The organism is Ralstonia pickettii (genome assembly GCF_001699815.1).
GTDB lineage: Bacteria > Pseudomonadota > Gammaproteobacteria > Burkholderiales > Burkholderiaceae > Ralstonia > Ralstonia thomasii.
In genome coordinates this window covers 1-23,755 of sequence record NZ_MCGB01000084.1, presented here as the reverse complement: position 1 = coordinate 23,755, position 23,755 = coordinate 1, and the positions used below count along the sequence as shown (strand labels likewise).

Here is a 23,755-nt window from a genome sequence, read left to right as displayed (position 1 = left end):
CGTTAAAGGGTGCGGGCGATCAGCTCTTTCATGATCTCGTTGGTGCCGCCGTAGATCTGCTGCACGCGCGAATCAGCCCACGCGCGGGCGATGGGGTATTCCCACATGTAGCCGTAGCCGCCGTGCAGTTGCACGCAGCGGTCCATCACCTTGAATTGCAGGTCGGTGGTCCAGTACTTGGCCATCGATGCGGTGGCGGCATCGAGCTTGCCGGCCAGCTTGAGCGCGATGCACTGGTCGACGAACACGCGGCCAATCTGCACTTCGGTTTTCAGTTCCGCCAGCGCGTGCCGCGCGGTCTGGAAATCGAGGATGGACTTGCCAAAGGCCTGGCGCTCGCGCACGTAGCGCAGCGTCCATTCAAGCGCGCCTTCGGCCGAGGCGATGGCCGTGATGGCAATTTGCAGGCGCTCCCACGGCAACTCCTGCATCAGGTAGGCAAAACCGCGATGTTCCTCGCCGAGCAGGTTGCCGGCGGGCACGCGCACGTTGTCGAAAAACAGCTCTGCGGTGTCCTGCGCCTTCATGCCGACCTTCTTCAGGCGCTTGCCTTTGCTGAAGCCCTCCATGCTGGTGTCGACGACAAAAAGACTGGTGCCCTTGGCGCCGCCTTCGGGCGTGGTGCGCGCCACCACGATCACTACATCCGCGTGCCAGCCGTTGGTGATGAAGGTCTTCGAGCCGTTGAGGACGTAGTGACTGCCGTCGCTGCTGCGCGTGGCGGTGGTGCGCACGCCTTGCAGGTCGGAGCCGGCACCAGGCTCCGTCATCGCAATTGCGCCGATCATCTCGGCGCTCGCCAGCTTAGGCAGGTAATGCCGCTTCAACGCCTCGCTGCCGTAGTGCAGCAGATATGGCGCGACGATTTCCGAGTGCAGACCAAAGCCCAGGCCCGTGGCGCCCGCGCGGGCGATCTCTTCGATCAGCACGGTGCTGTAGCGGATATCGGCACCCGCACCGCCGTAGGCTTCCGGCATGCTGGCGCAGTGGTAGCCAGCGGCGGCCGCCTTCTCCCAGATGACGCGGTCGACGTAGCCCTGGTCTTCCCAGCGCTCGTGGTGGGGCAGGACTTCGGCGTCGATGAAGCGGCGGACGGATTCACGGAGGGTGTCGTGTTCAGCATCGAACAGCGTGCGGGCAATCATGGCGGCTCCAGAATGGGCGGCAGACGGGTTGCCGTATTTCAACAAGGCCGCGACAATTCCGGTTGATCCGGATCGCCACCTTCTTGATATGAAGCGCCAGCCGAAAGCTGCCTCCAAACGCCCCGGTCTGCACGCGCGGGCGCGTATCGCCATCCTGCTGCCGCCGCGCCTGTTTGCCGGATATGTATTCCTCACCCAGGAGATGCTGCTGGTTGCCGGCACCATGCAGGCGCGCAGCGTGGATGTGATGGGCAGCCGGCTCTTCGATATCGATCTGCTGTCTGCGGATGGGGCAGCCGTCCAGAGCTTTGGCGAGATGGCCGTGCCCGCCACCGCCGCGTTGACCGATGCAGCCTACGACGTCGTGATCGTGCCCGCACAGTTCGCCCCCGAGGCGGCATTGGATGCGGAAGAGGCGCACATCGCCGATTGGCTGCGCAGGCGCTATGAGGCTGGCGCCCTGGTCGTTGGCATGAACGCGGCGCCGCTGTTCGCCAAGGCTGGACTGCTTGATGGTTGTAGAGCGACCGGGCTGGCGAGCGAGCGCGCCTGGTTTGCACGGCATTTTCCCAACGTGCATTACACGCCCGACCGGCCCCTGGCGGTGGATGGCCGCATCATCACCGTCAGTGGCATCAACCCCGCTGTGGACGCCTGCGCGTACGTCATCGATCACTGCCGCGGGGCGGGCGCATCGCGGCGGATGCTGCGCACGGCGCTCACGCAATCCTTGCCGTCATACGAACACATGGCCGTATGGACGGCTCAGTTCAAGCGCCACGGCGATGTGGCCATCCTGGCCATCCAGGAGATCGTGGAGCGGGAACTGGCGGCGCCACCTGCATTGCCGGAACTGGCCGCCCAGGCAGCGATGAGCGAGCGAAGCTTGACGCGCCGCTTTGCCGCCGCCACCGGCAGCAATCTGCGGCGTTACGTGGCGATGCTGCGGCTGGAACTGGCGGCGTTTCTGCTGCGAACGGGCCGGCAGCCGCTCGACCACATTGCCGATGAATGCGGCTACGGCAGCGTCAGCGCACTGAGTCGCGCGTTTTCTGCCGACCGCAGTTGCAGCCCACTGCAATACCGGGCGCAGCACCGCAGCCGCTAAAGCTTCACGGACGCAGCAGATCGAAGCCGGCCAGCAAGACCACACCCGAGAGCGCGGTCAGCGGCAACGAATGTTGGCCAAAGTACAGCAGTGCGGCGGCCAGCCAACTGGCCGCGAAGAAAGCGCTCATGCGGTTCATGATTTCACCTGATCGTTGTTGGGTTGGGAGCGGCGCGGCCGGCACATTTACGTGTGCTGGTAGCGGTACTCCTGCGTCTTGCCGCCGTAGCCGTAAGCTGCGGCGCGAACGTCCTGCACATAGATATAGCTCTCTTCGTGCAGATTGCCGAGCAGCTCAGCAAAAGCCGTGAACGCCTCGGCGATGTACTGCGCCTTTTCTGCCTTGGTATTCGTTTCTTCCGTCACCTTGATGTCGAAATAGACGCTGTTCTTGCCTTGTGCGGCCAGCGTCTGCCCACCGACGACCCAGTCTTCCGGGTCGACATAGTCGATGGCAATGGCCGTGACCTTCGAGTCCTTGCCCAGGATGCGGGAGGTGAGTTCCAGAAGCGTGCTGGAGATCTTCTGCGTCATTTCTGCAGAACGTTTGGCGCTGACTTTGACGTTGAGGATGGGCATGATGTTTCTCTTTTTAGTTAGCAATGCAACTACGTGGCCAAAAAAATGACGCTCATGTCAGGGTGGAGCGCACACCGCGGATCTTCGTCACCGTATCGGTGAATTCGGTACTGCCCAGCACACGCTTCAACCTTGCGGTGACGGCGCCGCTCGCCTCGTTCAACGCCGCACCGATCTTGACGGCTTCCCGCGTCGGAAAGATGGCGGTCTCGCGACCGTCGGCTTCCGTCTTGCGGCGTTCGATCAAGCCCTTGCTTTCCAGGCCATCCAGCGCGCGCGTTGCCGTGGGGCGCGTGACGGACATCGCTTCCGACAACTCGCTTTGCAGCATGCCCGGGCGGTCGACGATCGCACGGAGCATGAAGCCTTGCGGCGGCGTGAGATCAAACGGCGCGAAGGCGTCTGCCCAGACCCGGTCGAGCTTGCGGGCCAGGGCGGTGGTGTTGAAGTAGAGGCAGTGGTCGAACATGGTGAATTGATGGTAGGTGAGGATGGTTAGATATGCAACTTATTTTTTGTGTTGGTGGCCCATCCCTCTTTCGTTCGTGCTCAATGTAACAAGCAAGGCACGAGGGCGCGTTGCGATTGGGGGAATTGACGTGCCGCCGTGAGTGCAGGCGTTGGCCATGCCGTGCCCGCGCCATGGGTGGCGGGTGCGGCAGGTTTCACCGGGGGTTACTGCTGCAGGACCTTGTATTCGATCTTCTTAAGCACGCCGTCCGCATCGACGAAGTAGAACGAGGCGATCTTCTTCGAACCGATCGGCATCCCGACAAACACAACGCCGATCGCCGCGTTTCGCGCGTCACGATAGTTCCAGATGTCGAGACCGCCGGGCCTGGTCGAGACGCCGTTTCACCATCGCGGCATCTGGCCGTCAGCCCAAGCGATGTATGACTTTGCGGCGGGCACACCGGCTGGCCGTGTCGGCAGCGCAGAGGAAATGGCAACCATCGTGGCCTCCCTCGCTTCGGATGATGCGAGCGTTGTGTCGGGCTACGCCTTGGTGGCCGATGGCGGTTACTCGGTCGCTTGATGACGACGGTCTATGCGGCGGGGCGCTCCGCCTCGCCACACATCTGCCGTCGATAGCGCTCGGGCGAAACCCCAACCTGCTTGCGGAACATCGCAATGAACGCCGACGGCGTTCCATAGCCGAGCGCGAGCGCAATGTCCTGCACCGATCGATCCTCCTTGAGCCACACCAGCGCGCGAAGCAGGCGCACGCGATTGCGCCATTGCACGAAGCTCATGCCGAGTTCGGTCTGGAAGCGGCGTGCAAGGGTGCGTTCGGTGCCGTGCACGCGCTCGGCCCATTGTTGCAGCGTGGTGGTGTCTGCGGGGTCCAGGCGGATGGCTTGCAGGATGGGCTCCAGCTGGCGGTCGGTGCTGTCGGGCAGGTAGCTATCGGCGTGGCCGGCACGCACCAACGTTTCGACCAGCAATTCGAACTGGCGCAAGTCCCACTCGTCAGCCATGGCGGTGACGCGGCGCGTGGCGAAGTCTTCGAACAGCGCACGCACCAGCGGCGTTTGCGGAATCAGGCAAGCCATGGGTGGCAGCCGCTGCGCAAGCGGCTCCGCCATGTACAGCGAGAGGAAATCCGTCGCTTGCCGGATCGATGCCGAATGCGGCTGGTTGGCCGGCACCCAGATCACGTATTCGGCGGGCGCCGTCAGCCGGCGGCCATCGACCACCACCTCCATCAACCCGAGGCTGATCCGGTTGATCTGGCCCCATGGGTGCGTGTGCGGCTCGATATCGGTTTCAGGCTCGAAATGGTCGTAGCGAAAGTAGAACGGAGCGCCCTTGGGCACCCGCAGATCGGCTTCGCGGAAGGCGGTGTACACGGTGTCAGCCACGGTTGTCGCTTTCGAGGGGTGAGGTTGTCTGGTTTGAAGTATATGTTTTGAACCAGACATTACTACACTGCCGTCTTCGGGTGTTCGAGGAGGCTGTCGTGCCTGTGCTGTATCCCTTGCTGGCGGTGCTGATCTGGGCCGCCAATACAATCGTGTCGAAGGCCGCGGCCGGCGTGGTTGACCCGGCGGCCATTTCGTTCTACCGGTGGTTGTTGGCGGCCATCGTGCTCACGCCGTTCTGTGCGCGGCCGCTATGGCGCCAGCGTCATGCCGTGGTGGCGCAGTGGCGCCGCTTTGCGGTGCTCGCGCTGCTGGGCATGGTGATGTACCAATGCCTGGCGTACTACGCCGCGCACAGCACGAGCGCGACCAACATGGGCGTGATCGGCGCGCTGATCCCGATGCTGGGGCTGATCCTGAACGTGGCGGTATTTCGTCAGCCGGTCGGGGCGCAGGCGGTGACCGGTGTGGTGGTGTCGCTCCTGGGCGTGCTGTATCTGCTTGGGCGCGGAGAACCAACCAACCTGTTCGATGGCGGCATCAACCACGGCGACGTGCTGGTGCTTGCCGGCGTCACTGCCTACGCGCTGTACAACATCCTCTATCGCCGTTGGGCGTTGCCGTTCGGGCAGTGGATCAACCTGTACGTGCAGGTGTTGATGGCCGTCGTGATGCTCGTTCCGGTAGCCATGACGGCGCACAGCCTGGCCGTGCCGGCCAGGGGCATCGGGCTGGTGGCGTTTGCGGGTATTGCCTCGTCGATCGTCGCGTCGTATCTGTGGATGCAGGGGCTCAAGCGCATCGGCAGTGAGCGTACGGCGGTGTTGATGAACCTGATGCCAGTCTTCACGGCCGGCATGGCTGCGGTGATGCTGGGGGAGACGGTGCACGGGTATCACTGGATCGGCGGCTGTCTCGTTCTGCTGGGCGTGAGCTTCGCCCAAGGCATCATCCGGCTGCCGATTGGCCGTTCGGGATTGAGCGCCCGTTAGTTTTTTTCGGCCGCGCCGCGTGGGGGTTGGCGGTAAAATCGAACACGTTGGCGGGCGCATGATGGCGCCCGTTCCGTGTTTCAGAACCACTCTCGCCAGATCATCGTCAGACCATGAAGCGCAACGCCGGAGCCGTCACTGTCGATGATGTTGCCGCGCATGCGGGCGTGTCCATCAAGACCGTCTCGCGCGTGCTGAACCACGAGCCCAACATCAGCGAGAAGACGCGTGCGAAGGTGGTCGAGGCGATGCAGACGCTCGACTACCGGCCCAACCCGGCTGCGCGGCGACTGGCCAGCAAGCGCGCCGACATCATCGCGCTGGTCTACGACAACCCCTCCGACAACTACATCGTCAACATTCAGCATGGCGCGCTCGAAGCCTGCCAGGCGCTCGACTACAGCCTGCTGCTCACGCCGTGCAACTACCGCGATCCGAACCTCGCCGACCAGATCATCCAGAGTGCGCGCCAGCGTGCCCTGGCCGGCATCATCCTGACGCCGCCGGTGTCGGACGTGCCGTCGCTGATCACGGCGCTGGATGAAGCCGGCATCGACTACGTGCGGCTGGCACCTGCCGATCGTGAGCACAAAGGGTTGTCCGTCAACACCGAAGACCGCGCCGCCGCACGCGACATGACGCGGCACCTGATCGGCCTCGGTCATCGCCGCATCGGCTTCGTGGTGTGCGATCCCGCCCACGGCGCGGCGTATCAGCGCGTATTCGGCTATCGCGACGCAATGGCGCAAGCCGGCATCGAAGTCGACGAACGACTGGTCGAGCAGGGCGAGCACTCGTTCGAGTCGGGCGTGGCCTGCGCTGAGCGGCTGCTGTCGTGCGAGCCGCGCCCCACCGCCATCTTTGCCGGCAACGACGATATGGCCGCCGGCGTGCTCCGCGTGGCGCAGGCGCGGGGCATCAAGGTGCCGGAAGAACTCTCCATTTGCGGCTACGACGACACGCCGCTTTCACGCCAGCTCTGGCCGGCGCTCACCACCGTGCGCCAACCGATCCAGGCAATGGCGCATGCGGCTGTGGAACAGCTCATCGCCATTCATCGCCCGCACCTGCCGGGGCTGAAGCCGCATTCGGTGCACGAGAATTTGCAGTATGAGTTGGTGATTCGGGAATCGACCTGCGCGCCCGCGCGTTGACTTAGGCGGGCTGCCGGATCAACCCATACAAATCATCCTGCGGCTCATACCCCAGCAGCTCGCGCCCGGTCTCCAGACCCCAATCCATTCCGCGGTTGTTCGACACGCCATTCACGACGATGGCCGGTGCTGGCCAGCGTGCCGGGTCGGCTGTGACGGAGCACAGGAACAGCCGGCGCAGATCCCCATTCGAGAGCCACATGTTGCGGAACCAGCGCAGCGCGATGTGGCTGGCTTCATCGGGCAGTTCGGTGGGGACGGGTGTGTCAGCGGTGCCGGAATAGTTGATGTCGTTCGGGTCGTTCTCGTCGGGCAGTGCCCAGCCGATGCGCAGCGACACGATCGACAGCCTGCCCCCGTTGGCTGCCGAGACGGCGCCCACCGCGCTGCAAAGCCGTTCGCCCATTGCCTTGGATGTACCGTAGGCGAGCGAGTAGACGTCTTCCGTGCCGTTGTTCCAGCGCGTGCCCGGGGCGGGCGGAAGCTCGGCGGTGAGTTTGCCGGGGCCGATGGTGCCGGCCAGGGGTTGGTCCTTGTATGCGCCCATCGCGTGGTTGGACGAGGCAAACACGAAGCGGCGCACGCCATGCGTGGCCGCAGCCTGCAGCACATTGAGCGTCATGCCGTAGGAGGCCAGCGCCTGCTCCCACGTTGCGTCCGGCGTGGAGTGGATCGCGGCCAGGTGGATGACGGCATCGACGTTGCCCAGCAGATCCGTCCATGCGCCGTCGGCTTGCGTGAGGTCGGCCTTGACCCATTGAAAACGTTCGGCCGCTTGCGGCGAGAACTCGACGTTCTGGGCAACCCAGTCAACGCCGATGATGGACGTGCACCACGGGGCGGAGGCCAGTGCCTCGACGACCTTGCGGCCCAGGTTGCCGGCCACGCCGGTCACAAGAACGCGAGCAGGGGTTTGGTAGTCAGCCACGATGTCGAATTCCGTTCGGGATGAGGAGAAAAAAGGACGATCGGCGGCTGGCGCTGCAACGTCGCGCGCCACCGTATCGTTCCGGATCAGGGAGGGTGGGCCGGATGGGCCCTGGAATGATGTGAACTGAGCCGCCGTCAGCCCCGATTGGAGCCCGACAGCACGTCGATCAGCACCGCGACGACCAGCACCACGCCCTTGACGATCATCTGCCACGAGGCGTCGACGTTCATTTGCTGCATGCCGTTGTCGAGGCTCGCCATGACGAGCGCGCCGATCAGTGCGCCGTACACGGTGCCCGAGCCGCCACGCATCGACGTGCCGCCGATGAAGCAGGCGGAGATGGCATCCAGTTCGCCGCCCACACCGGCGGAGGGCGACCCCGCCGCCGAACGTGCGGTGGTGATGATGCCCGCGAAGGCGCACATCAGGCCCATCAGCACAAACACCAGCAGCTTGACGCGGCCGACGTTCACGCCGGACAGGCGTGTGGCCTCCATGTTGCCGCCCACCGCATAGACGTGACGGCCGAAGACGGTTTGTGTCGCGACGTACGAAAAGATGGCAAGCAGCACGAGCAGGATCAGCACCGGCAGGGGCACGCCGCTGGCCTGGTTGAGTACGGCGACAAAGCCGAACGAGGCGGCCGCGATCGCCAGCAGCTTCAGTCCGTCAGCCCAGATCGGCGTGAGCGAGAGCGACAGGCGGGTGCGCTCACGACGGCGGAGCACGGTCAGCACAACCGACCCCACCACGATCACAGCAGCCAGCGACCACGCCAGCGATGCCGGCACGAAGCTCTGCGCGAGGTTGCCGAGGTCATCGGGCACCGGGGCAATCGTCACGCTGTCGGTGCTCCACTGCAGCAAGCCGCGGAAGGCCAGCATGCCGCCCAGGCCAACGATGAACGAGGGCACACGCAGCTTGGTCGTGATGAAGCCGTTGACCACGCCGATGGCCGCGCCTGCCACGAGCACCGTACCCACGGCCAGCCAGGTGTTCCACCCCAGGTTGACGGTGAGGATGGCGACCAGCCCGCCCAGCAGGCCAAGCAGCGAGCCGACGGAAAGATCGATCTCCCCCGCGATGATGACGAACACCATGCCGCAAGCCAGCATGCCCGTCACCGACATCTGCAGGAACAGGTTGGAGATGCTGTTGGGCTTGAGGAACGTGCCGTTGGTCTGGAAGTAGAAGAAGACCCAGATGAGCGCCACGGCCAGCAGCAGCGCAAGCACCTTGTAGCGCACGAACAGTTGCTGGATGGCGCGGCCGTCCAGGCGCGGACCGCCATTGCCGCCGCTTTGGCGGGCGAGTTGGGATTGCAGGATATTGGACATGGCAATTCAAGCCGCTTGGCGGCCGGGTTCAGCGTTGATTGCAGCAGCCAGGATGCGCTCCTGGGTCAGGCCTTGATTGACGAAGTCGCCACGCAACTGGCCTTCGCCGATGACCAGGACACGATCGCTCATGCCAAGGATTTCCGGCATCTCGGAAGAGACCATGATGATCGCCACGCCGCTGGAGGCCAGGTCGGCGATCATCTTGTAGATGTCGTACTTGGAGCCGACGTCGACGCCGCGCGTCGGTTCGTCGAGGATCAGCACCTTTGGCATCGCCAGCACCATCTTCGTGACCACGGCCTTCTGCTGGTTGCCGCCGGAGAGGCTGGCGATCGCCAGCGCCGGGCTGGCGGTCTTGATGCGCAGGCGTTTGATTTCGCGGTCGACGGTGGTGAGTTCCGCGCCCTTGTCGACACGCAAGCCGCGTGCGTACTGGGCCAGCGTGGCGAGCGTGATGTTTTCGCCCACGGCCATCAACGGGACGATGCCGTGGCGCTTGCGGTCTTCGGGCACCAGGCAGATGCCGTTGGCAATCGCCTGTGCGGGCGTGCTGACCTTGACCGGCTTGCCGTCCATGATGATCTCTGCGCTGGAGCGGCCGGGGTAGGCGCCGAACAGCGCGGACACCATCTCCGTGCGCCCGGCACCCACCAGGCCCGCAATGCCGAGAATCTCGCCGCGGCGCACGGCAAAACTTACGTTGTCTGTGCGCTTGCGGTTGGGGTTGGTGACATCCCAGCAGGTGACGTTGCGCGCTTCCATCACGATGTCGCCTACGGTGTGTTCCACCTTGGGGAAGAGCGACGTCATTTCACGTCCGACCATCATCGTGATGATGTTGTCGATGGTCATGTCGGCGGCGGGGCGTGTGCCGATGTGCTTGCCGTCGCGGATGACGGTGACGGTGTCGCACACGCGCTTGACCTCATCGAGCTTGTGCGAAATGTACACGCACGCCACGCCGCTGCGCTTGAGGTCCTCAATGATGGACAGCAGCACCTCGATTTCCTTGGCGGACAGCGACGAGGTCGGCTCGTCCAGGATCAGCAGGCGCGCATTCTTTGCGAGCGCCTTCGCAATCTCGAAAAGCTGCTGGTGGCCGCTGCCGTAGTTCATCACGGGCGCGGCCACGTTCACGTCGGTCAGGCGCAGGCGGGCGAGGAGTTCTTCTGCCTTCGCATGCATGGCGTCGTAGTCCATGCGGCCCCCCGGCTTGGTGATCTCGTTGCCGAGGAAGATGTTCTCCGTGACGGAGAGCTGCTGCACCATCATCAGTTCCTGGTGGATGATGACGATGCCAGCGCGCTCGCTGTCGCGCACGGAATGCGCGTGCAGCGGCTCACCTTCCCACAGGATCTCGCCTTCGAAGGTGCCGTAGGGGTAGACCCCCGACAGCACCTTCATGAGGGTCGATTTCCCGGCGCCGTTCTCCCCGCACAAACCGACGCACTCGCCCGGCCTCACTGCCAGGCTGACGCCGTCGAGCGCGCGCACACCGGAGAACGACTTCACGATGTTGCGCATCTCGAACAGGGTGCCGTTACTGCTCATGGCGTTCTCCTACTGACTACGACTGACCACTGCATCGGCGGCTTACTTGCCGAAGATCTGCTGATGCGTATAGAAGCCATCCTTGACGACGGTGCTGTCCAGGTTGTCCTTGGTCAGCAGCGTCGGGGTCAGCAGCACGGTGTCGACATCCTTCTTGCCGTTGTTCAGCTTGGTGTTGAACTTCGGCGCCGTGCCCTTCACGAGGTCGACGGCCATCTCGGCGGCGGTGGCGGCGATCTGCTTGATCGGCTTGTACACCGTCATGGCCTGCGTACCTTCGGCCACGCGCTTCACGGCGGCCAAGTCAGCGTCCTGGCCAGACACCGGCACTTTGCCCGCCAGCTTCTGGCGTGCCAGCGCCTGGATCGCGCCACCGGCCGTGCCGTCGTTGGAGGCAACGATGCCCTGGATGTTGTTGTTGTTCGCGGTCAGCGCGTTCTCAACAATGTTCTGCGCCTTGGAGGGGTCCCACTCCGGCGTCCACTGCTCGCCGACGATCTTGATGTCGCCCTTGTCGACGTACGGCTTGAGCACCTTCATCTGGCCTTCGCGCAGCAGGCGTGCGTTGTTGTCGGTCGCGGCGCCGCCCAGCAGGAAGTAATTGCCCTTCGGCGCAAGCTTGACGACGCCCTGCGCCTGCAGCTCGCCCACCTTCACGTTGTCGAAGGTCACGTAGCCGTCGATGTCGGCGTTCAGGATCAGGCGGTCATACGACACAACTTTGATGCCCTTCTTCTTGGCGCTTGCGATGGCGTTGCCCAGCACCTTGGAGTTGAACGGCACGATCACAAGCACGTCGACATTCTGGGCGATCAGGTTTTCGATCTGGGCGATCTGCTTGGCTTCGTTGGCGTTGGCCGACTGCACGTTGACGGTCGCGCCCAGCTTCTTGGCCGATTCGACAAAATAGTCGCGGTCGTGCGTCCAGCGCTCGACGCGCAGGTCGTCGATCGAGAAGCCGATCACCGGTGCTTCCTTGCTGGCGTGGGCCGAGGTGGCGGCGAAGGCGAGGACCGCTGCAGCGGCAATGGTGTTCAGTACGCGGGAAATCATGAAAGGTCTCCTATTGTGCGCAAGTGCGTTCTTAGAACGTGACGCCGGTCTTCAGGCCGACGACGAAGGCATTCTTGTTTTGCGAAGTGCCGCCCGGATGAAGGATGTACTGCAGATTAGGACGGAAGTACACAGACTTCACCGGCGACCAGCTGTAATACAGCTCGCTCACGTATTCGTAGCCGTCACCCACCACCGTATTGGCGCCGGTGCGTGCGTTGGTTTGCCGCACAAAGTCGGCATAGCGGCCGTTATTGTGCGTGGCACCCACGGCAAAGCCGACGGTGTCGGCCAAGCGATCGAACGGCCCCTTGTACTGCACGCCCACCGAGATCTGGTGGTCGGTCTGCGCGGTGTTGCGATCGGCTTGCGAGAAGTTCAGGAACACCGTGGCGCCGCGTCCGTCCGGCGCACCCGTGATCTGCTGCTGCAGGTTCAGGTAGACGCCGTACTGGCCGCTGCGTTGCTTGGCGTCCAGGCCGGTGATGCCGCGGGCGTTGCCGTTCACGTCTTCATACAGGTCTTTGCCGTTCGACGTGTTGTACCAGACGCCTGCGCGGTACGTGCCCGGGCGACCCTCGATGGTGGGCATCCAGCCAAACTCCAGCGGAATCAGCGCGCCCGTGGTGCCGCCGGGGTTGTTCAGCTTCCAGCCGTTGCGGCGGGCCCAGCCGTCATCCACGTAGTTCGGGTTGACCTGGTACACGCCGATCTGCGCATAGGTTTCGGCCGAGGTGTGCACCTTGGCGCGCGCGCCCCACTGGCTGGTCGGCCAGTTCACCCAGTAGCCGCCCACCAAGTTGCCCGGTTGGGAGCCGCAGAACGTCAGGTTCTGGAAATCGCACGAGAACGAGAAGAAGTCTTCGCCCACCGTTACGCGGCCTGCCTTGATTTCCAGGCGGTCGTTGAGCAGTTTCTGGTTCAGCCAGAACTGCGTCAGGTGCCAGGTCTGGCCGCGGCCATAGACTTCCTGGATCAGCATGTTGTTGCCGATGTTCGCGTCGCTGCCGAGGTTGCGGCCGTTGCGGTCGGTGACGGTGGCCTGGAACGTGGCGCCCTGCCAGCCGACGAGCTTTTGCAGGTCCAGCGCCGTACCGATGACCCATTGATCGGTGTAGCGCGTGAGATGTTCGGTACCGCCGCTGAAGTTGTGCGCAACTTCGCTGCCGTAGCCGAGGTTGAAGGTCACGCCCTGTTCGGCCAGGCGGGTGCGCAGGCCACCCCAGTCGCCGGTCAGATACGGGCTGGTGGTGATGTCATACGCGTGGGCACTGCCTGCGCCCAGCGCGAGGACGGCGGCTGCAATGGCCGACGCGCCGACGCGTTGACCAAAGCGCGTGTTGCGGGATTGACGACGTGCGGCCGGACGTGCGGCTTCAAGCTCCATGGACTGTCTCCTGATATTGGACCGGCTGCCATGCATGACAGCGGTGTCAGCGTTCTCTTCGGAATCGTGTGGTGGTGCCGACGGACGCAAGAATGGCCACAATTGACAGCGCTGTCAATCTCGGGGTTTGCCCTAGTTCGAGTTGTACCCACAACGCGTTGAAACGGTTGCCGGACGTATGTTGCGATGCGGAAATTTTTACATCGGGCGCAAGCGTCGCCACGGGCGCTGAACTGCGTGCATGGCATCCACCTTGCTTATGCTGCGCGCCGTTTCCTCAACCCATCGAAGGTGCCGATATGCAACGCGAAGATGTGACCGAAATGATCGTCCTGCAGAAGATCAAGAAGCAATTGACGTGGACGCAATTGGCCGAGGTCATCGGCCACAGCAAGGAATGGAGCACCGCTGCGCTGCTCGGCCAGATGACGCTGACTGCAGCGCAGGCGCATGCCGTGGGCGCGGCGCTGGAGCTGTCCGAAGAGGCCATCGCGCTGCTGCAGGTGACGCCGTACAAGGGCTCGCTTCCCACGGCAGTGCCAACGGATCCGCTGATCTACCGTTTCTACGAACTCATCAGCGTGTACGGCACGACGTTCAAGGCGCTCATCCACGAAGAGTTTGGCGACGGCATCATGAGCGCGATCGACTTCAACATGGACCTCACCCGCGAGCCCGACCCGAAGGGCGATCGCGTGCGCATCGTCATGAGCGGCAAGTTCCTGCCCTACAAGACTTACTGAACCGTCACGCGCCGTCGTCGCTGTGGTCGCTGTCGTCGTGATCGTCGATCAGCGGCCGATGGCGGCGCGGCATCTCGGAATCGAGCACGAGGCGGCCGTGAACGCGGCCCTTCATGCGCGTGACGTGATGCGTGCAGTCTTCCATGTGCGTGCTCATGAGTGTGCGCACGGTGTCGGCGTCGCGCGCGCGGGCCGCATCCAGAATCTGCCGGTGGAACTTGACGTTGGACGCGCCGAACTTGGCATGGTCCTTCGGCGAGGTTTCGTTGCCGAACACCACAAGCTGCCGAATCATTTCGTTGATCAGCTCGCAGCAGAACCGCAGCATCGGATTGGGATTGGCCGCGGCCAGGATGTCGTGAAAGCTCAGGTCTTCCTGACGCTGGTCGAGCGGCGCAGCGGCTTTGGTCGACGCTGGGTCGCACAGGTCGATGGTGTGCTCAAGCGCGTGGAAATCATCTTCGGTCAGATGCGGCACCGCACCCGCGGCCAGTTCAGGCTCCAGCAGACGGCGCACGGTGTAGACGTCTGCAATGCCGATGTCCTTGAAGAACAGATAGTTCTGCATGAGCTGGAACGTGCGGTCCAGTGGCACCTCGACAATGGTGCCGCCGCCGGCGGGGCCCGTGCTCACACTCACCAGGCCCTGTACCTCCAATGACTTGAGCGCCTCGCGGATGGTGCCCTTGCTCACCCCGAAGGTCTCCTGCAGCTTGACCTCCTGCGGGAGTTTGTCGCCAGGCTTGAGGTTGCGCTGCGTGATCAGCCGCTTGAGTTCTTCGGCAACGAGGTCGGCGCGCTTCTGCTTGCGAATGCCGATCGACGCCGTCTTGCCTGCTCCGAGTGTGGCCATGGATGTCCGTTCCTAGTTGCGCGCATTCTAACTGCGAGCTTGTGCCGCCCGGGCTGCCCGAGGTGGTGCATGCATGCCCTTCGATCGTGCGTACGCACCGCATTCCCGCATCGTCGCCCGGCACCTCAATCCCACACACCTTGGCGTAAACACCGACTTCGTCGTCGTTGACGCAGCGTGGAGGCGGATTCTATGATGATTTTGCCTATTTATCATAACAAATATAAGAAACCGGTCTGGTTCTTGCTCGACGCTACCGTCGGCGAAAAACCTCGCCGGTCAGGCTAGGAGGAGGCCGCCGCAGGTGGCTCCAGGCGCTTGTTGTGTCCCATACACGAACCCCAAGGAGTGCGCTTTGAATCGTCGAGATTTGCTCAAACTGGCGGCGCTGTCCGCCGTGCCTGCGTCGGTGCTGCAGGCCCGTTCTGCGTTTGCGGCCGATGCCATCGAACTCGGCTGCCCGGTGCCGATGTCCGGTCCGTTCGCTGCCAATGGCAAGTTTGCCGACCTCGGCATGAAGCTGGCCGTGGAGCAATACGGCAAGGTGCTCGGCCGGCCGCTGGCGTATAGCGTGCTCGACACCGAGGGCAAGCCAGCCACGGCCGTGCGCAAGGTCCAGGAACTCGCGCAGCAGAAGAACGCGCGCTATTTCGCGGGCGGCATCCTGTCTTCCGAATCGCTGGCCATGGGCAAGGAGGCGGAGAAGTTCGGCGGGGTGTTCATCACGACCGCGGGCGCCGATGAAATTACCGGCAAGGACTGCAACCGCGCGACCTTCCGCTGGTCGGTGCCCACATACGGCGCCATCGAGCGCACCGTGCGCCCGCTCATCGAGTCGATGCCCAAGGCCAAGCGCTGGTACACCATCACGCCGCAATACGTGTTTGGCGACGGGCTGCTTTCGGCGGCCAAGAACATCTTCAAGGAAAAGGGCATCGAGCATGTGGGCAACAGCTATCACGCGCTCACCGAGAAGGAATTCAGCGGCTACCTGACCAACGCGATGGCCGCCAAGCCCGACGTGCTGCTGATCCTGAACTTCGGTTCGCAATCGTCCGACACGCTGCGCCAGGCGGTGAGTTTCGGCATGAAGAAGAACACGACGATCCTGGTGGCGTGGGCGTCTGGCCTGGAGCAGTTCGAATCGCTCGGCGCCGACCTGTGCGATGGCGTGTACTTCGGCGCGCAGTACTGGCACGACGTGGATACGCCCGCCAACCGCGATCTGGTCAAGCGCACGCAGGCGGCGTTCAAGACCAACCCGAACTACAGCCTGGCAGGCTCGTACACCTGCACCAAGATCCTGCTCGACGCAATGGCCAAGGCCGGCAGCGCCGATCCGAAGGCCGTGATTGCCGCGCTGCAGGGCATGAAGTACGACGGCCTGACGGGCCCCGAAGAAATTCGCGCGGCCGACCACCAGGTGCTCAAGAACTACTACCTGCTCAAGGGCAAGCCCAAGAACCGCATGAAGGACAAGGACGACTTTGCCGAGGTGGTCGCCGTCGGCAAGGCGTTCCTGCCGGTCGAACAGACGCAGTGCAAGCTGGCCTGAGGGTCTGATCTGCCGCTCGCCCGCCTTCGGCCACTGAAGCGCGGGCGCCTGTCTTCCTGAGTGCCATTTCGGTCAACGCAATGAACGTCTACCTGCTCCAGGTCGTCAACGGCGTGGGGATCGGCATGCTCTACTTCCTGCTGGCGGTAGGGCTGTCGATCATCTTCGGGCTGTTGCGCTTCGTCAATTTCGCCCACGGCGCGTTTTATGCGCTGGGCGCGTATCTGTGCTTTCAGGCCCTGCAGATGGGCATGGATTTCTGGTTGGCGCTTGTGCTCGCGCCCCTCGTCATCGGCGCGCTGGCGTGGGTGACGGAGAAGGTGCTGCTGCGGCACGTGTATGCGCAGGCGCACGAATTCCACATCGTCGTCACGGTGGGGCTGGCGCTGGTGGTGCAGGAACTCATCATCGTGGCGTGGGGGCCGCTGGGCGTGGACGTGCCAGCGCCCGATGCATTGCAGGGCGTGGTGATGTGGGGCGATTTCGTCTATCCGAAGTACCGGCTGTTCGTGATCGGTTTTACCGCCGTGCTGGCGCTCGGGCTGTGGTGGCTGCTGGAGGGCACGCGGCTGGGAAGCGCCGTGCGCGCGGGGAGCGAATCGACAGAGATGGTGTCGCTGCTCGGCATCAACGTATTCCGCCTGTTCAGCTTGATGTTTGCACTGGGCGCGGCGACCGCGGCGGTGGCCGGTGTGCTGGCTGCGCCCATTCGCGGCGCGGAGCCCTTCATGGGCGTGGAGGCCCTCGGCGTCGCCTTCGTGGTCGTGGTGGTGGGTGGCATGGGCAGCTTTGCGGGGGCGCTGGTCGGCGGCCTGCTGGTCGGCATCGTGCAGAGCCTGATGAGCACGCTGTGGCCCGAGGGCGCACGGCTGATGATCTACGTGGCGATGGCAGCTGTGCTGCTGCTGCGCCCGCACGGCCTGCTGGGGAGGGGATGATGCAAGCCGCATTCCATGGAATTTCGCGTCAGCGCTTCTGGTGGCTGGCGCTGGGCGTGACGTTGCTGTTGCCGCTGGTGCTGACGTCCGGCACGTTGGCCACCGAAGTGCTCGTCTACGCGATGGCCGTGATGGCCTGCAACGTGCTACTCGGTTACACGGGGCTGCTGTCGTTCGGGCAAGGCATCTTCTTCGGGCTCGGCAGCTATGCCGCGGGTATCGGCCTCACGCAACTCGCGCTGCCGATGCCGGTGGCGCTTGTTCTGGCCGTGGTGGTGGGCGCGGTCGTGGCGGCGGTGGTCGGCTGGTTCGCCATCCGCCAGCGCGGCACGTACTTCGTCATGCTGACGCTGGCCTTCTCGCAGATGTTCTATTTCCTGGCCTACACCACGCCGTCGCTCACAGGCGGCGATAACGGCCTGCTCGATATTCCGCGTCCGGCATTTGCGGCGTCGCCGTGGGCGTTCTACGCGTTTGTCGCGGCGCTGTTTCTCGTGGTGTTCTTCCTCGTGCAGCGTGTGACGGAATCGGTGTTTGGCCGCACGCTGCTGGCCATTCGCGACAACGAAGAGCGCGCGCTCGCCGTCGGCTACAACGTGCGCGCATTCAAGCTGCTGGCGTTTGTCATCTCCGGTGCGGTGACAGGGCTGGCCGGCGCCCTGCACGCCATGCTCACGGGCATCGCGCCGCTGGCCAATATCGACTACCACGTCAGCGAAATGATTCTGGTGATGACCGTCATCGGCGGCACGGGCAACGTGTTTGCCTCGGTGTTGGGTGCGGCGTTCTATGTGTTGCTGTCGGATTGGCTCTCAAGCCTGTGGCCGCGCTGGCTCATGTTGCTCGGCTTCCTGCTGATCGCAGTGAGCCTGTTCATGCAGCGCGGGCTGTTCGGGCTCGGGCAGAAGCTGTGGCAGCGTGTGCGCGCACTGCGTCACGCACCGGCGGTGCAGGAGGAGCGCGCATGACCACCACCCCCATCCTCCAGGCCACCGGCATCGTCAAGCAGTACGGCAAATTCACCGCACTGGGCGGCGTCGATCTGCGTGTGATGCCCGGCACGGTCCACTCCGTCATCGGCCCCAACGGCGCAGGCAAGACCACACTGTTCCACATGCTCACGGGCACACGCATGATCACCAGCGGCACCATCGTTTTCGATGGCCACGACGTGACGCGTGAAGCCGACTACCAGCGTGTGCAGCGTGGCATTGCGCGTTCGTTCCAGGTGACGAGCCTGTTCCCGAGCCTTTCCGTGCGTGAGAACCTGCGCCTCGCCGCACTCGGCACCACGCCGCGTCGTGCCCTGCACGGCTGGCGCCTGCCGCAGGGCGAGCTGGCCTGCGCCGACACGGTCGACCGCGTGCTCGATCGGCTTGAATTGCCGCGCCTGGCCGACACGCCGGCCGCCGTCCTTTCGCACGGCCAGCAGCGCCGGCTGGAAGTGGGCATGGCGCTGGCCGCCAACCCGCGCGCGATCTTCCTGGATGAACCCACCTCCGGCATGGGCGTGGACGACCTGCCCGCCATGAAGGCGCTCATTCGCGGCCTGGCGCAGGATCACACGGTCGTGCTGATCGAACACAACATGGACATCGTGATGGACATCTCCGACATGATCACCGTCATGCAGCAGGGCAAGGTGCTCATGGAGGGCACGCCCGATGCCGTGCGGGCGGATCCGCGCGTGCGCGCCGCGTATCTCGGCAACATGATCACGGGAGGCAAGGCATGACGACGACGGCGATTCTCGACGTTGCAGACCTCCACGGCTATTACGGTAAGAGCCACGTGCTGCAGGGCGTGGCGCTCACGGTGGGCGAGGGCGAACTCGTGACGCTGCTCGGCCGCAATGGCGCCGGAAAATCGACCACGCTGAAGACGATTGCCGGCGTCGTCACGCCGCGCGGCGGGCAAGTGCGCTTTCGCGGCAAGGACATCGCTGGGCCGCCGCCGCATCGCATTGCCGCGCAGGGCTTGTGCCTGGTGCCGGAGCATCGCGGCATCTTCAAGCTGCTGACGGTGGAGGAGAACCTGAAGCTCGGCGCGCGGCGGGATTCTCCGTGGCAGCTGGCTGACATCTACCGCATCTTCCCGCGTCTGCATGAGCGGCGGCGCAATGGCGGCGCCAACCTGTCCGGTGGCGAGCAGCAGATGCTGGCCATCGGCCGCGCGCTGATGAACCACCCGCGCCTGCTGATGCTCGACGAGCCGGTCGAAGGTCTGGCCCCCGTCATCGTGGAAGAGATCGTCGCGCAGCTGAAAGTCATCAAGCAGGCGGGCGTGTCCATCCTGCTTGTCGAACAGAATCTTGAAGTCTGCACGCAGCTCGCCGATCGCCACGTGATCATCGAACAGGGCCGCGTGGTCTACAGCGGTACCAACGAAGCCTTCCGCGCCGACGACGCCATCAAGGACCGCTACCTTGGCGTCGGTCTGGCCGCTTAAACGCACACATCATGACGACCACCCAACTCGATACCACTTTGCGCGTCAACGGCGCACGTCTGTGGGACACGCTCATGCAGCAGGCGCGCATCGGCGCCACGCCCAAGGGCGGCGTGCGCCGCCTTGCGCTGACGGATCTCGACCGGCAGGGCCGCGACTTCTTTGTTGCGCAGGCCGAAGCCGCTGGCTGCACCGTACGCGTGGACGCGATCGGCAACCTCTTCGCGCGCCGCCCCGGCCGCAACAATGCACTGCCGCCGGTGATGACCGGCAGCCATATCGACACGCAGCCGACCGGCGGCAAGTTCGACGGCAACTACGGCGTGTTCGCCGGCATCGAGGTGGTGCGCGCGCTCAACGATGCGGGCATCGAAACGGAAGCGCCCATCGAAGTGGCCGTGTGGACCAACGAAGAAGGTTCGCGCTTCGTGCCGGTGATGATGGGCTCCGGCGCGTTCATCGGCGAGTTTGCGCTGGACGCCGTGCTGGCCGCGCAGGACCGCGACGGCGTTGCCGTGGGCGAGGCGCTACGCAGTATCGGCTACGCGGGGAGTGAGCCTGTTGGCGGCCGAGCCGTCGGTGCCTATTTCGAAGCACATATCGAACAAGGGCCGGTGCTGGAGGCGCACGCCACGACGATCGGCGTGGTGACGGGCGCGCTCGGCCAGCGCTGGTACGACGTGGTCTTGACCGGCATGGAAGCGCACGCCGGCCCCACGCCGATGGAGCTGCGCCGCGATGCGTTGCTGCCGGCGGCGGAGCTGGTCGGCATTGCCAACCGCATCGCGCTGGAGCGCCCGCCACACGCGCGGGCCACGGTGGGCTGCCTGAGCGTGCATCCGGATTCGCGCAACGTGATTCCCGGCCAAGTGTCGATGACGATCGACTTTCGCGCCGCTGACGACGCGATGTTGTCCGACATGGATGCGGCACTGCATGAGGCGGTGGCGGAGTTGCGCACACGCAGCGGCATCGACATCGCATTGCGCCAGGTCGTCTACTTCCCGCCGCAGCCGTTTGACGCCACGCTGGTGAACGCGGTGCGCAGCGGCGCGCGGCAGTTGGGGTTGTCGGAGATGGACGTGATCAGCGGCGCAGGCCATGACGCGGTCTATCTGGCGCGTGTGGCCCCCACCGCGATGATCTTCGTGCCGTGCAAGGACGGCATCAGCCACAACGAAATCGAAGACGCCCGCCCCGAACATCTGGAAGCCGGGGCCAACGTGCTGCTGCACGCGATGCTCCAGGCCGCTGGCCGCGTTTGACACCATCACCCGACCGCTCATGCGCATCCTGATCGCCCGCTTCAATCACGAGACGAATACGTTCTCGCCGGTGCCGACGCCGCTGGCATCGTTCCATCCGCACTACGGTGCCGACGCGTACCGCGCCGCCAAGGGCACGCGCACGGCGGCCGGTGCGTTCATCGATCTGGCGGAGGCGGCGGGCGCGGAAATCGTCGTGCCCGTCGTGGCCGGAGCGAACCCCAGCGGACGGGTCGCTGCCGAGGCGTACACCACGCTGTGCGACGCCATCGTCGCGGCTGCACCCGGCTGCGATGCGCTGATGCTCGACCTGCACGGCGCGATGGTCGCCGAGAACAGCGACGACGGCGAAGGCGATCTGCTCGAACGCCTGCGCGCGGTGGCGGCCGGCGTGCCGATTGCCGTCGCGCTGGATCTGCACGGCAATCTCACGCAGAAGTTCATTGACCTGGCCGACATCGCAGTCAGCTTCAAGACGTATCCGCACGTTGACATGTACGAAACCGGCGAGCACGCCGGCCGCCTGCTGTTCGACAAGCTGGCCGGCCGCGCGAACCCCGTGCTCGCGTGGCGCCGCCTGCCGATGGTCACGCACACCCTGCGCAGCCGCACCGACGAAGGGGCGATGCACCGCGCCGTGGCGCTCGCCAAGCAGGCCGAGACTGACGGCATGCTGGCCGTGTCGATCCTGGCCGGATTCGGGCTGGCGGACATTGCCGCCCCGTGCCTTTCCGTCGTGGTGGTCGGCAACGGCGACAAGCATGCCGCCGACGCCGCGGCGCAACGCATCGCCGATGCCATCTGGGCCGACCGCGAAGGGTTCGTCTACCGCTCTGAACCGCTGACCGAATCGATTGCGCGCGCGGCCAAGTTGGCACACGCCCCCGGCAGCGGCCCCGTGCTGCTGCTCGACCACGGCGACAACTGCATGTCAGGCGGCACGTGCGATGACATGCACGTCCTGCACGAAGCGTTGAAGCAAGGCTTGAGCGGCATCGCCGTCGGGCCAGTGTGCGACCCGGAAGCTGTCGCTGCGATGATCGAGGCGGGCGAGGGTGCTACCGTCTCGCTGCCCGTGGGCGACAAGGTGCCGCTCGTGCAGCTGGGTATCTACCCTGTGCCGCGCGCGCTGACGGGCAAGGTTGTCGGCATCAGCGACGGCGAATACACCATCACGGGGCCGACCTATACGGGCCAGCGCATCCGCATGGGCCGCACGGCGCTGCTCGACATCGGCGCGGCGCAGATCGTCGTCACGGAGACGCCGCAGGAGCACTGGGACCTCGGTATCTTCACGCACATCGGCGTGGACCCGCATGCCGCGCGCTTCGTGCTGTTGAAGTCGCGCATGTATTGCCGGCCCGTGTTCGTGCCGATTGCCAAGGCCGTGGTGGAGTGCGATGGCGGCGGCGTGACCAGTTCGGATTACGCGCGCTTTCCGTTTGTGAAGGTGCAGCGGCCCGTGTTTCCGCTCGATGCGGACGCGGTGCCTGCCTAAGCGCTACGCGCTGTCGCGCTCAACGAGGGTGAAACCCACATCGACCGTGCGCCGTTCTTCGTCGCCGTGTTCGATGCGGTTGATCAGCAACGTCGCTGCCAGCTTGCCGATGCCTGTGCCGTCGATGCGGATGGTGGTGAGCGCGGGCGTGGTGTCTTTGGCGAACACCTGGTCGCCGTAGCCGACCACGCGGAGTTGCGCCGGCACGGCAATGCCGCGATGTTCCGCCTCCATCAGCACGCCGAGCGCAAGGATGTCTGCGCCGCAGAAGATGGCGTCGGTGTCCGGATGTTGCTCTAGCAATATGCCCAGTGCGCGCCGGCCGTCGCCGAGGCTGGCGGGGGATTCGGCGGCCATCACGGGAATGTCGGCCTCTGAGCCGAACGCCTTCACGAAGGCTTGCGCGCGGGCCTGTGCACGGCGGTCGCTCGGCGTGATGACGGCGGGGCGCTTTGCGCCGCGTTGTTTCAGATAGCGCGCCGCCGCCTGGCCGACCTTCTGGTGCGAGAAGCCCACCAGCATGTCCAGCGGGTTGCGCGTGATGTCCCAGGTTTCCACTACCGGTACGCCGGCCGCCTGCAACTTCTGCCGCACGCTGGCGGAGTGCACCACGCCCGTCAGCACGATGCCCGCGGGGCGCCGTCCGACGATCGCATCGAGCAGTGCATCTTCGCGTGATTCGTCGTAGCCGCTCTGGCCGATCAGCAATTGATAGCCCGCAGCAGCCAGCTCGGTGGTCAGCGCCGCGACCGTTTCCTGAAACACGCTGCCCGCAATCGTCGGGATGAGCGCGACGATCAACCGGCTGCGGTTGGATGCCAGTGAGCCGGCCACGAGGTCCGGCGTATAGCCGGTCTGCCGCACCGCTTCGCGCACGCGCTCGAGCGTGTCGCCCGACACCAGCTCCGGCGTGTTCAGCGCACGGGACACCGTCACCTTGGTCACACCCACCAGCTTGGCAAGGTCGCTCAGAGTGACGCGCCCGGTGTTCTTGCGCGCACGGCGTGGGGCCGCCGGCGCGGTTTCTACGAGGGACACGGTGGTGGACTTGGTCACGTGATCGATGGGCCGATTGGGGAAACACAGGGAAAAAGGGGCTAGCAATTATCGCAAAACCAGACTACGATTGCGCAAATGTTACCGGTTACATAAACCGGTAACATCAAAACTCACGATCGACTGCGGCTGCACGAGAAGACAGCCCGGAGGAGCAAAGGATGTTGCAGGCAACCCCAGCGTACGCTGGGCCGCTGATTCAGCTGAACGCGGCAGACAACGTGCTGATTGCGCGCGAAGGGCTGTCGCTCGGCGCAAACCTGTCGATCAACGGAACGACGGTGCGCCTGCGCGCGC

Annotated in this window: 24 protein-coding genes; 12 read left to right on the top strand and 12 right to left on the bottom strand. The window is 64.6% G+C overall.

The genetic code is table 11. The features are described 5' to 3' along the window. Nucleotides 1-2 precede the first annotated feature (2 nt). The gene (locus tag BEK68_RS17130; RefSeq protein WP_028866850.1) at nt 3-1,145 is read right to left on the bottom strand and encodes an acyl-CoA dehydrogenase family protein; all 1,143 of its coding nucleotides are present in this window, start codon (nt 1,143-1,145) and stop codon (nt 3-5) included. Nucleotides 1,146-1,233: 88 nt separating this feature from the next. Between BEK68_RS17130 and BEK68_RS17125 the strand changes: the two genes are divergently transcribed. After that, nucleotides 1,234-2,253: a GlxA family transcriptional regulator gene (locus BEK68_RS17125; protein WP_065851838.1), complete on the top strand. Its 1,020-nt coding sequence runs from the start codon at nt 1,234-1,236 to the stop codon at nt 2,251-2,253. 4 nt (nt 2,254-2,257) lie between these two features. Here the strand turns inward: BEK68_RS17125 and BEK68_RS26395 are convergent, their stop codons facing one another. Genes BEK68_RS26395 through BEK68_RS17115 form a run of 3 tightly spaced genes read right to left on the bottom strand, consistent with a single transcriptional unit; the run spans nt 2,258 to nt 3,301 of the window. Next, nucleotides 2,258-2,392 carry a hypothetical protein gene (locus tag BEK68_RS26395; protein ID WP_004632518.1) on the bottom strand — a complete coding sequence of 45 codons (135 nt, stop codon included), beginning with the start codon at nt 2,390-2,392 and terminating at the stop codon, nt 2,258-2,260. A gap of 47 nt (nt 2,393-2,439) precedes the next feature. After that, nucleotides 2,440-2,832 (bottom strand): tautomerase family protein, encoded by a 393-nt coding sequence (locus BEK68_RS17120; protein WP_028866849.1) that lies wholly within the window; start codon nt 2,830-2,832, stop codon nt 2,440-2,442. Between the two features lie 52 nt (nt 2,833-2,884). After that, nucleotides 2,885-3,301 carry a MarR family winged helix-turn-helix transcriptional regulator gene (locus tag BEK68_RS17115; protein ID WP_028866848.1) on the bottom strand — a complete coding sequence of 139 codons (417 nt, stop codon included), beginning with the start codon at nt 3,299-3,301 and terminating at the stop codon, nt 2,885-2,887. 351 nt (nt 3,302-3,652) lie between these two features. Here BEK68_RS17115 and BEK68_RS17110 point away from each other — a divergent pair, with 351 nt between their 5' ends. Continuing rightward, the gene (locus tag BEK68_RS17110; RefSeq protein WP_028866847.1) at nt 3,653-3,868 is read left to right on the top strand and encodes an SDR family oxidoreductase; all 216 of its coding nucleotides are present in this window, start codon (nt 3,653-3,655) and stop codon (nt 3,866-3,868) included. Nucleotides 3,869-3,878: 10 nt separating this feature from the next. Here BEK68_RS17110 and BEK68_RS17105 read toward each other — a convergent pair whose 3' ends face one another. Beyond that, complete coding sequence (locus BEK68_RS17105) at nt 3,879-4,694, bottom strand: AraC family transcriptional regulator (RefSeq protein ID WP_028866846.1); 816 nt, start codon at nt 4,692-4,694, stop codon at nt 3,879-3,881. Nucleotides 4,695-4,792: 98 nt separating this feature from the next. Between BEK68_RS17105 and BEK68_RS17100 the strand changes: the two genes are divergently transcribed. Together BEK68_RS17100 and BEK68_RS17095 are read left to right on the top strand one after the other, a co-directional pair. Next, nucleotides 4,793-5,686, top strand: a complete 894-nt coding sequence (locus BEK68_RS17100) for a DMT family transporter (RefSeq protein WP_024974390.1) — start codon at nt 4,793-4,795, stop codon at nt 5,684-5,686. 113 nt (nt 5,687-5,799) lie between these two features. Continuing rightward, nucleotides 5,800-6,840, top strand: coding sequence for a LacI family DNA-binding transcriptional regulator (locus tag BEK68_RS17095; RefSeq protein ID WP_004632530.1), 1,041 nt, complete (start codon nt 5,800-5,802; stop codon nt 6,838-6,840). 1 nt (nt 6,841) lies between these two features. Here BEK68_RS17095 and BEK68_RS17090 read toward each other — a convergent pair whose 3' ends face one another. The 5 genes from BEK68_RS17090 to BEK68_RS17070 form a co-directional block, all read right to left on the bottom strand. Beyond that, nucleotides 6,842-7,768 carry an NAD-dependent epimerase/dehydratase family protein gene (locus tag BEK68_RS17090; protein WP_065851836.1) on the bottom strand — a complete coding sequence of 309 codons (927 nt, stop codon included), beginning with the start codon at nt 7,766-7,768 and terminating at the stop codon, nt 6,842-6,844. Between the two features lie 137 nt (nt 7,769-7,905). Beyond that, nucleotides 7,906-9,108 (bottom strand): sugar ABC transporter permease, encoded by a 1,203-nt coding sequence (locus BEK68_RS17085; RefSeq protein ID WP_065851791.1) that lies wholly within the window; start codon nt 9,106-9,108, stop codon nt 7,906-7,908. Between the two features lie 6 nt (nt 9,109-9,114). After that, nucleotides 9,115-10,662 carry a xylose ABC transporter ATP-binding protein gene (locus BEK68_RS17080; RefSeq protein WP_028866910.1) on the bottom strand — a complete coding sequence of 516 codons (1,548 nt, stop codon included), beginning with the start codon at nt 10,660-10,662 and terminating at the stop codon, nt 9,115-9,117. Nucleotides 10,663-10,704: 42 nt separating this feature from the next. Further along, entirely contained in the window at nt 10,705-11,715 is a 1,011-nt protein-coding gene (gene xylF, locus BEK68_RS17075; RefSeq protein ID WP_065851789.1) for a D-xylose ABC transporter substrate-binding protein, read from the bottom strand. Nucleotides 11,716-11,746: 31 nt separating this feature from the next. Next, a complete protein-coding gene (locus BEK68_RS17070; RefSeq protein WP_024542654.1) occupies nt 11,747-13,102 on the bottom strand; it encodes a carbohydrate porin in 1,356 nt (451 codons plus the stop codon). Nucleotides 13,103-13,401: 299 nt separating this feature from the next. Between BEK68_RS17070 and cynS the strand changes: the two genes are divergently transcribed. Next, a complete protein-coding gene (gene cynS, locus BEK68_RS17065) occupies nt 13,402-13,845 on the top strand; it encodes a cyanase (RefSeq protein WP_024542653.1) in 444 nt (147 codons plus the stop codon). 4 nt (nt 13,846-13,849) lie between these two features. Here the strand turns inward: cynS and BEK68_RS17060 are convergent, their stop codons facing one another. Further along, nucleotides 13,850-14,698, bottom strand: a complete 849-nt coding sequence (locus BEK68_RS17060) for a FadR/GntR family transcriptional regulator (protein ID WP_024542652.1) — start codon at nt 14,696-14,698, stop codon at nt 13,850-13,852. A 355-nt stretch (nt 14,699-15,053) separates the two neighbouring features. On the opposite strand from BEK68_RS17060, the gene BEK68_RS17055 reads away from it, so the two are divergent. From BEK68_RS17055 to BEK68_RS17025, 7 genes are all read left to right on the top strand, one after another. Beyond that, a complete protein-coding gene (locus tag BEK68_RS17055; protein WP_004632548.1) occupies nt 15,054-16,253 on the top strand; it encodes an ABC transporter substrate-binding protein in 1,200 nt (399 codons plus the stop codon). A gap of 80 nt (nt 16,254-16,333) precedes the next feature. Further along, nucleotides 16,334-17,191 carry a branched-chain amino acid ABC transporter permease gene (locus BEK68_RS17050; RefSeq protein WP_004632550.1) on the top strand — a complete coding sequence of 286 codons (858 nt, stop codon included), beginning with the start codon at nt 16,334-16,336 and terminating at the stop codon, nt 17,189-17,191. Next, nucleotides 17,191-18,159 carry a branched-chain amino acid ABC transporter permease gene (locus BEK68_RS17045; RefSeq protein WP_024542648.1) on the top strand — a complete coding sequence of 323 codons (969 nt, stop codon included), beginning with the start codon at nt 17,191-17,193 and terminating at the stop codon, nt 18,157-18,159. The genes BEK68_RS17050 and BEK68_RS17045 overlap by 1 nt, the downstream gene beginning before the upstream one ends. Beyond that, nucleotides 18,156-18,926, top strand: coding sequence for an ABC transporter ATP-binding protein (locus tag BEK68_RS17040; protein WP_004632555.1), 771 nt, complete (start codon nt 18,156-18,158; stop codon nt 18,924-18,926). The genes BEK68_RS17045 and BEK68_RS17040 overlap by 4 nt, the downstream gene beginning before the upstream one ends. After that, the gene (locus BEK68_RS17035) at nt 18,923-19,639 is read left to right on the top strand and encodes an ABC transporter ATP-binding protein (protein ID WP_065851787.1); all 717 of its coding nucleotides are present in this window, start codon (nt 18,923-18,925) and stop codon (nt 19,637-19,639) included. The genes BEK68_RS17040 and BEK68_RS17035 overlap by 4 nt, the downstream gene beginning before the upstream one ends. An 11-nt stretch (nt 19,640-19,650) precedes the next feature. Beyond that, entirely contained in the window at nt 19,651-20,904 is a 1,254-nt protein-coding gene (locus BEK68_RS17030) for a Zn-dependent hydrolase (protein ID WP_028866908.1), read from the top strand. Between the two features lie 19 nt (nt 20,905-20,923). Continuing rightward, the gene (locus BEK68_RS17025; protein WP_065851784.1) at nt 20,924-22,402 is read left to right on the top strand and encodes a M81 family metallopeptidase; all 1,479 of its coding nucleotides are present in this window, start codon (nt 20,924-20,926) and stop codon (nt 22,400-22,402) included. A 3-nt stretch (nt 22,403-22,405) separates the two neighbouring features. Here BEK68_RS17025 and BEK68_RS17020 read toward each other — a convergent pair whose 3' ends face one another. Then, nucleotides 22,406-23,458, bottom strand: a complete 1,053-nt coding sequence (locus tag BEK68_RS17020; RefSeq protein ID WP_028866907.1) for a LacI family DNA-binding transcriptional regulator — start codon at nt 23,456-23,458, stop codon at nt 22,406-22,408. Nucleotides 23,459-23,755: the final 297 nt, after the last annotated feature.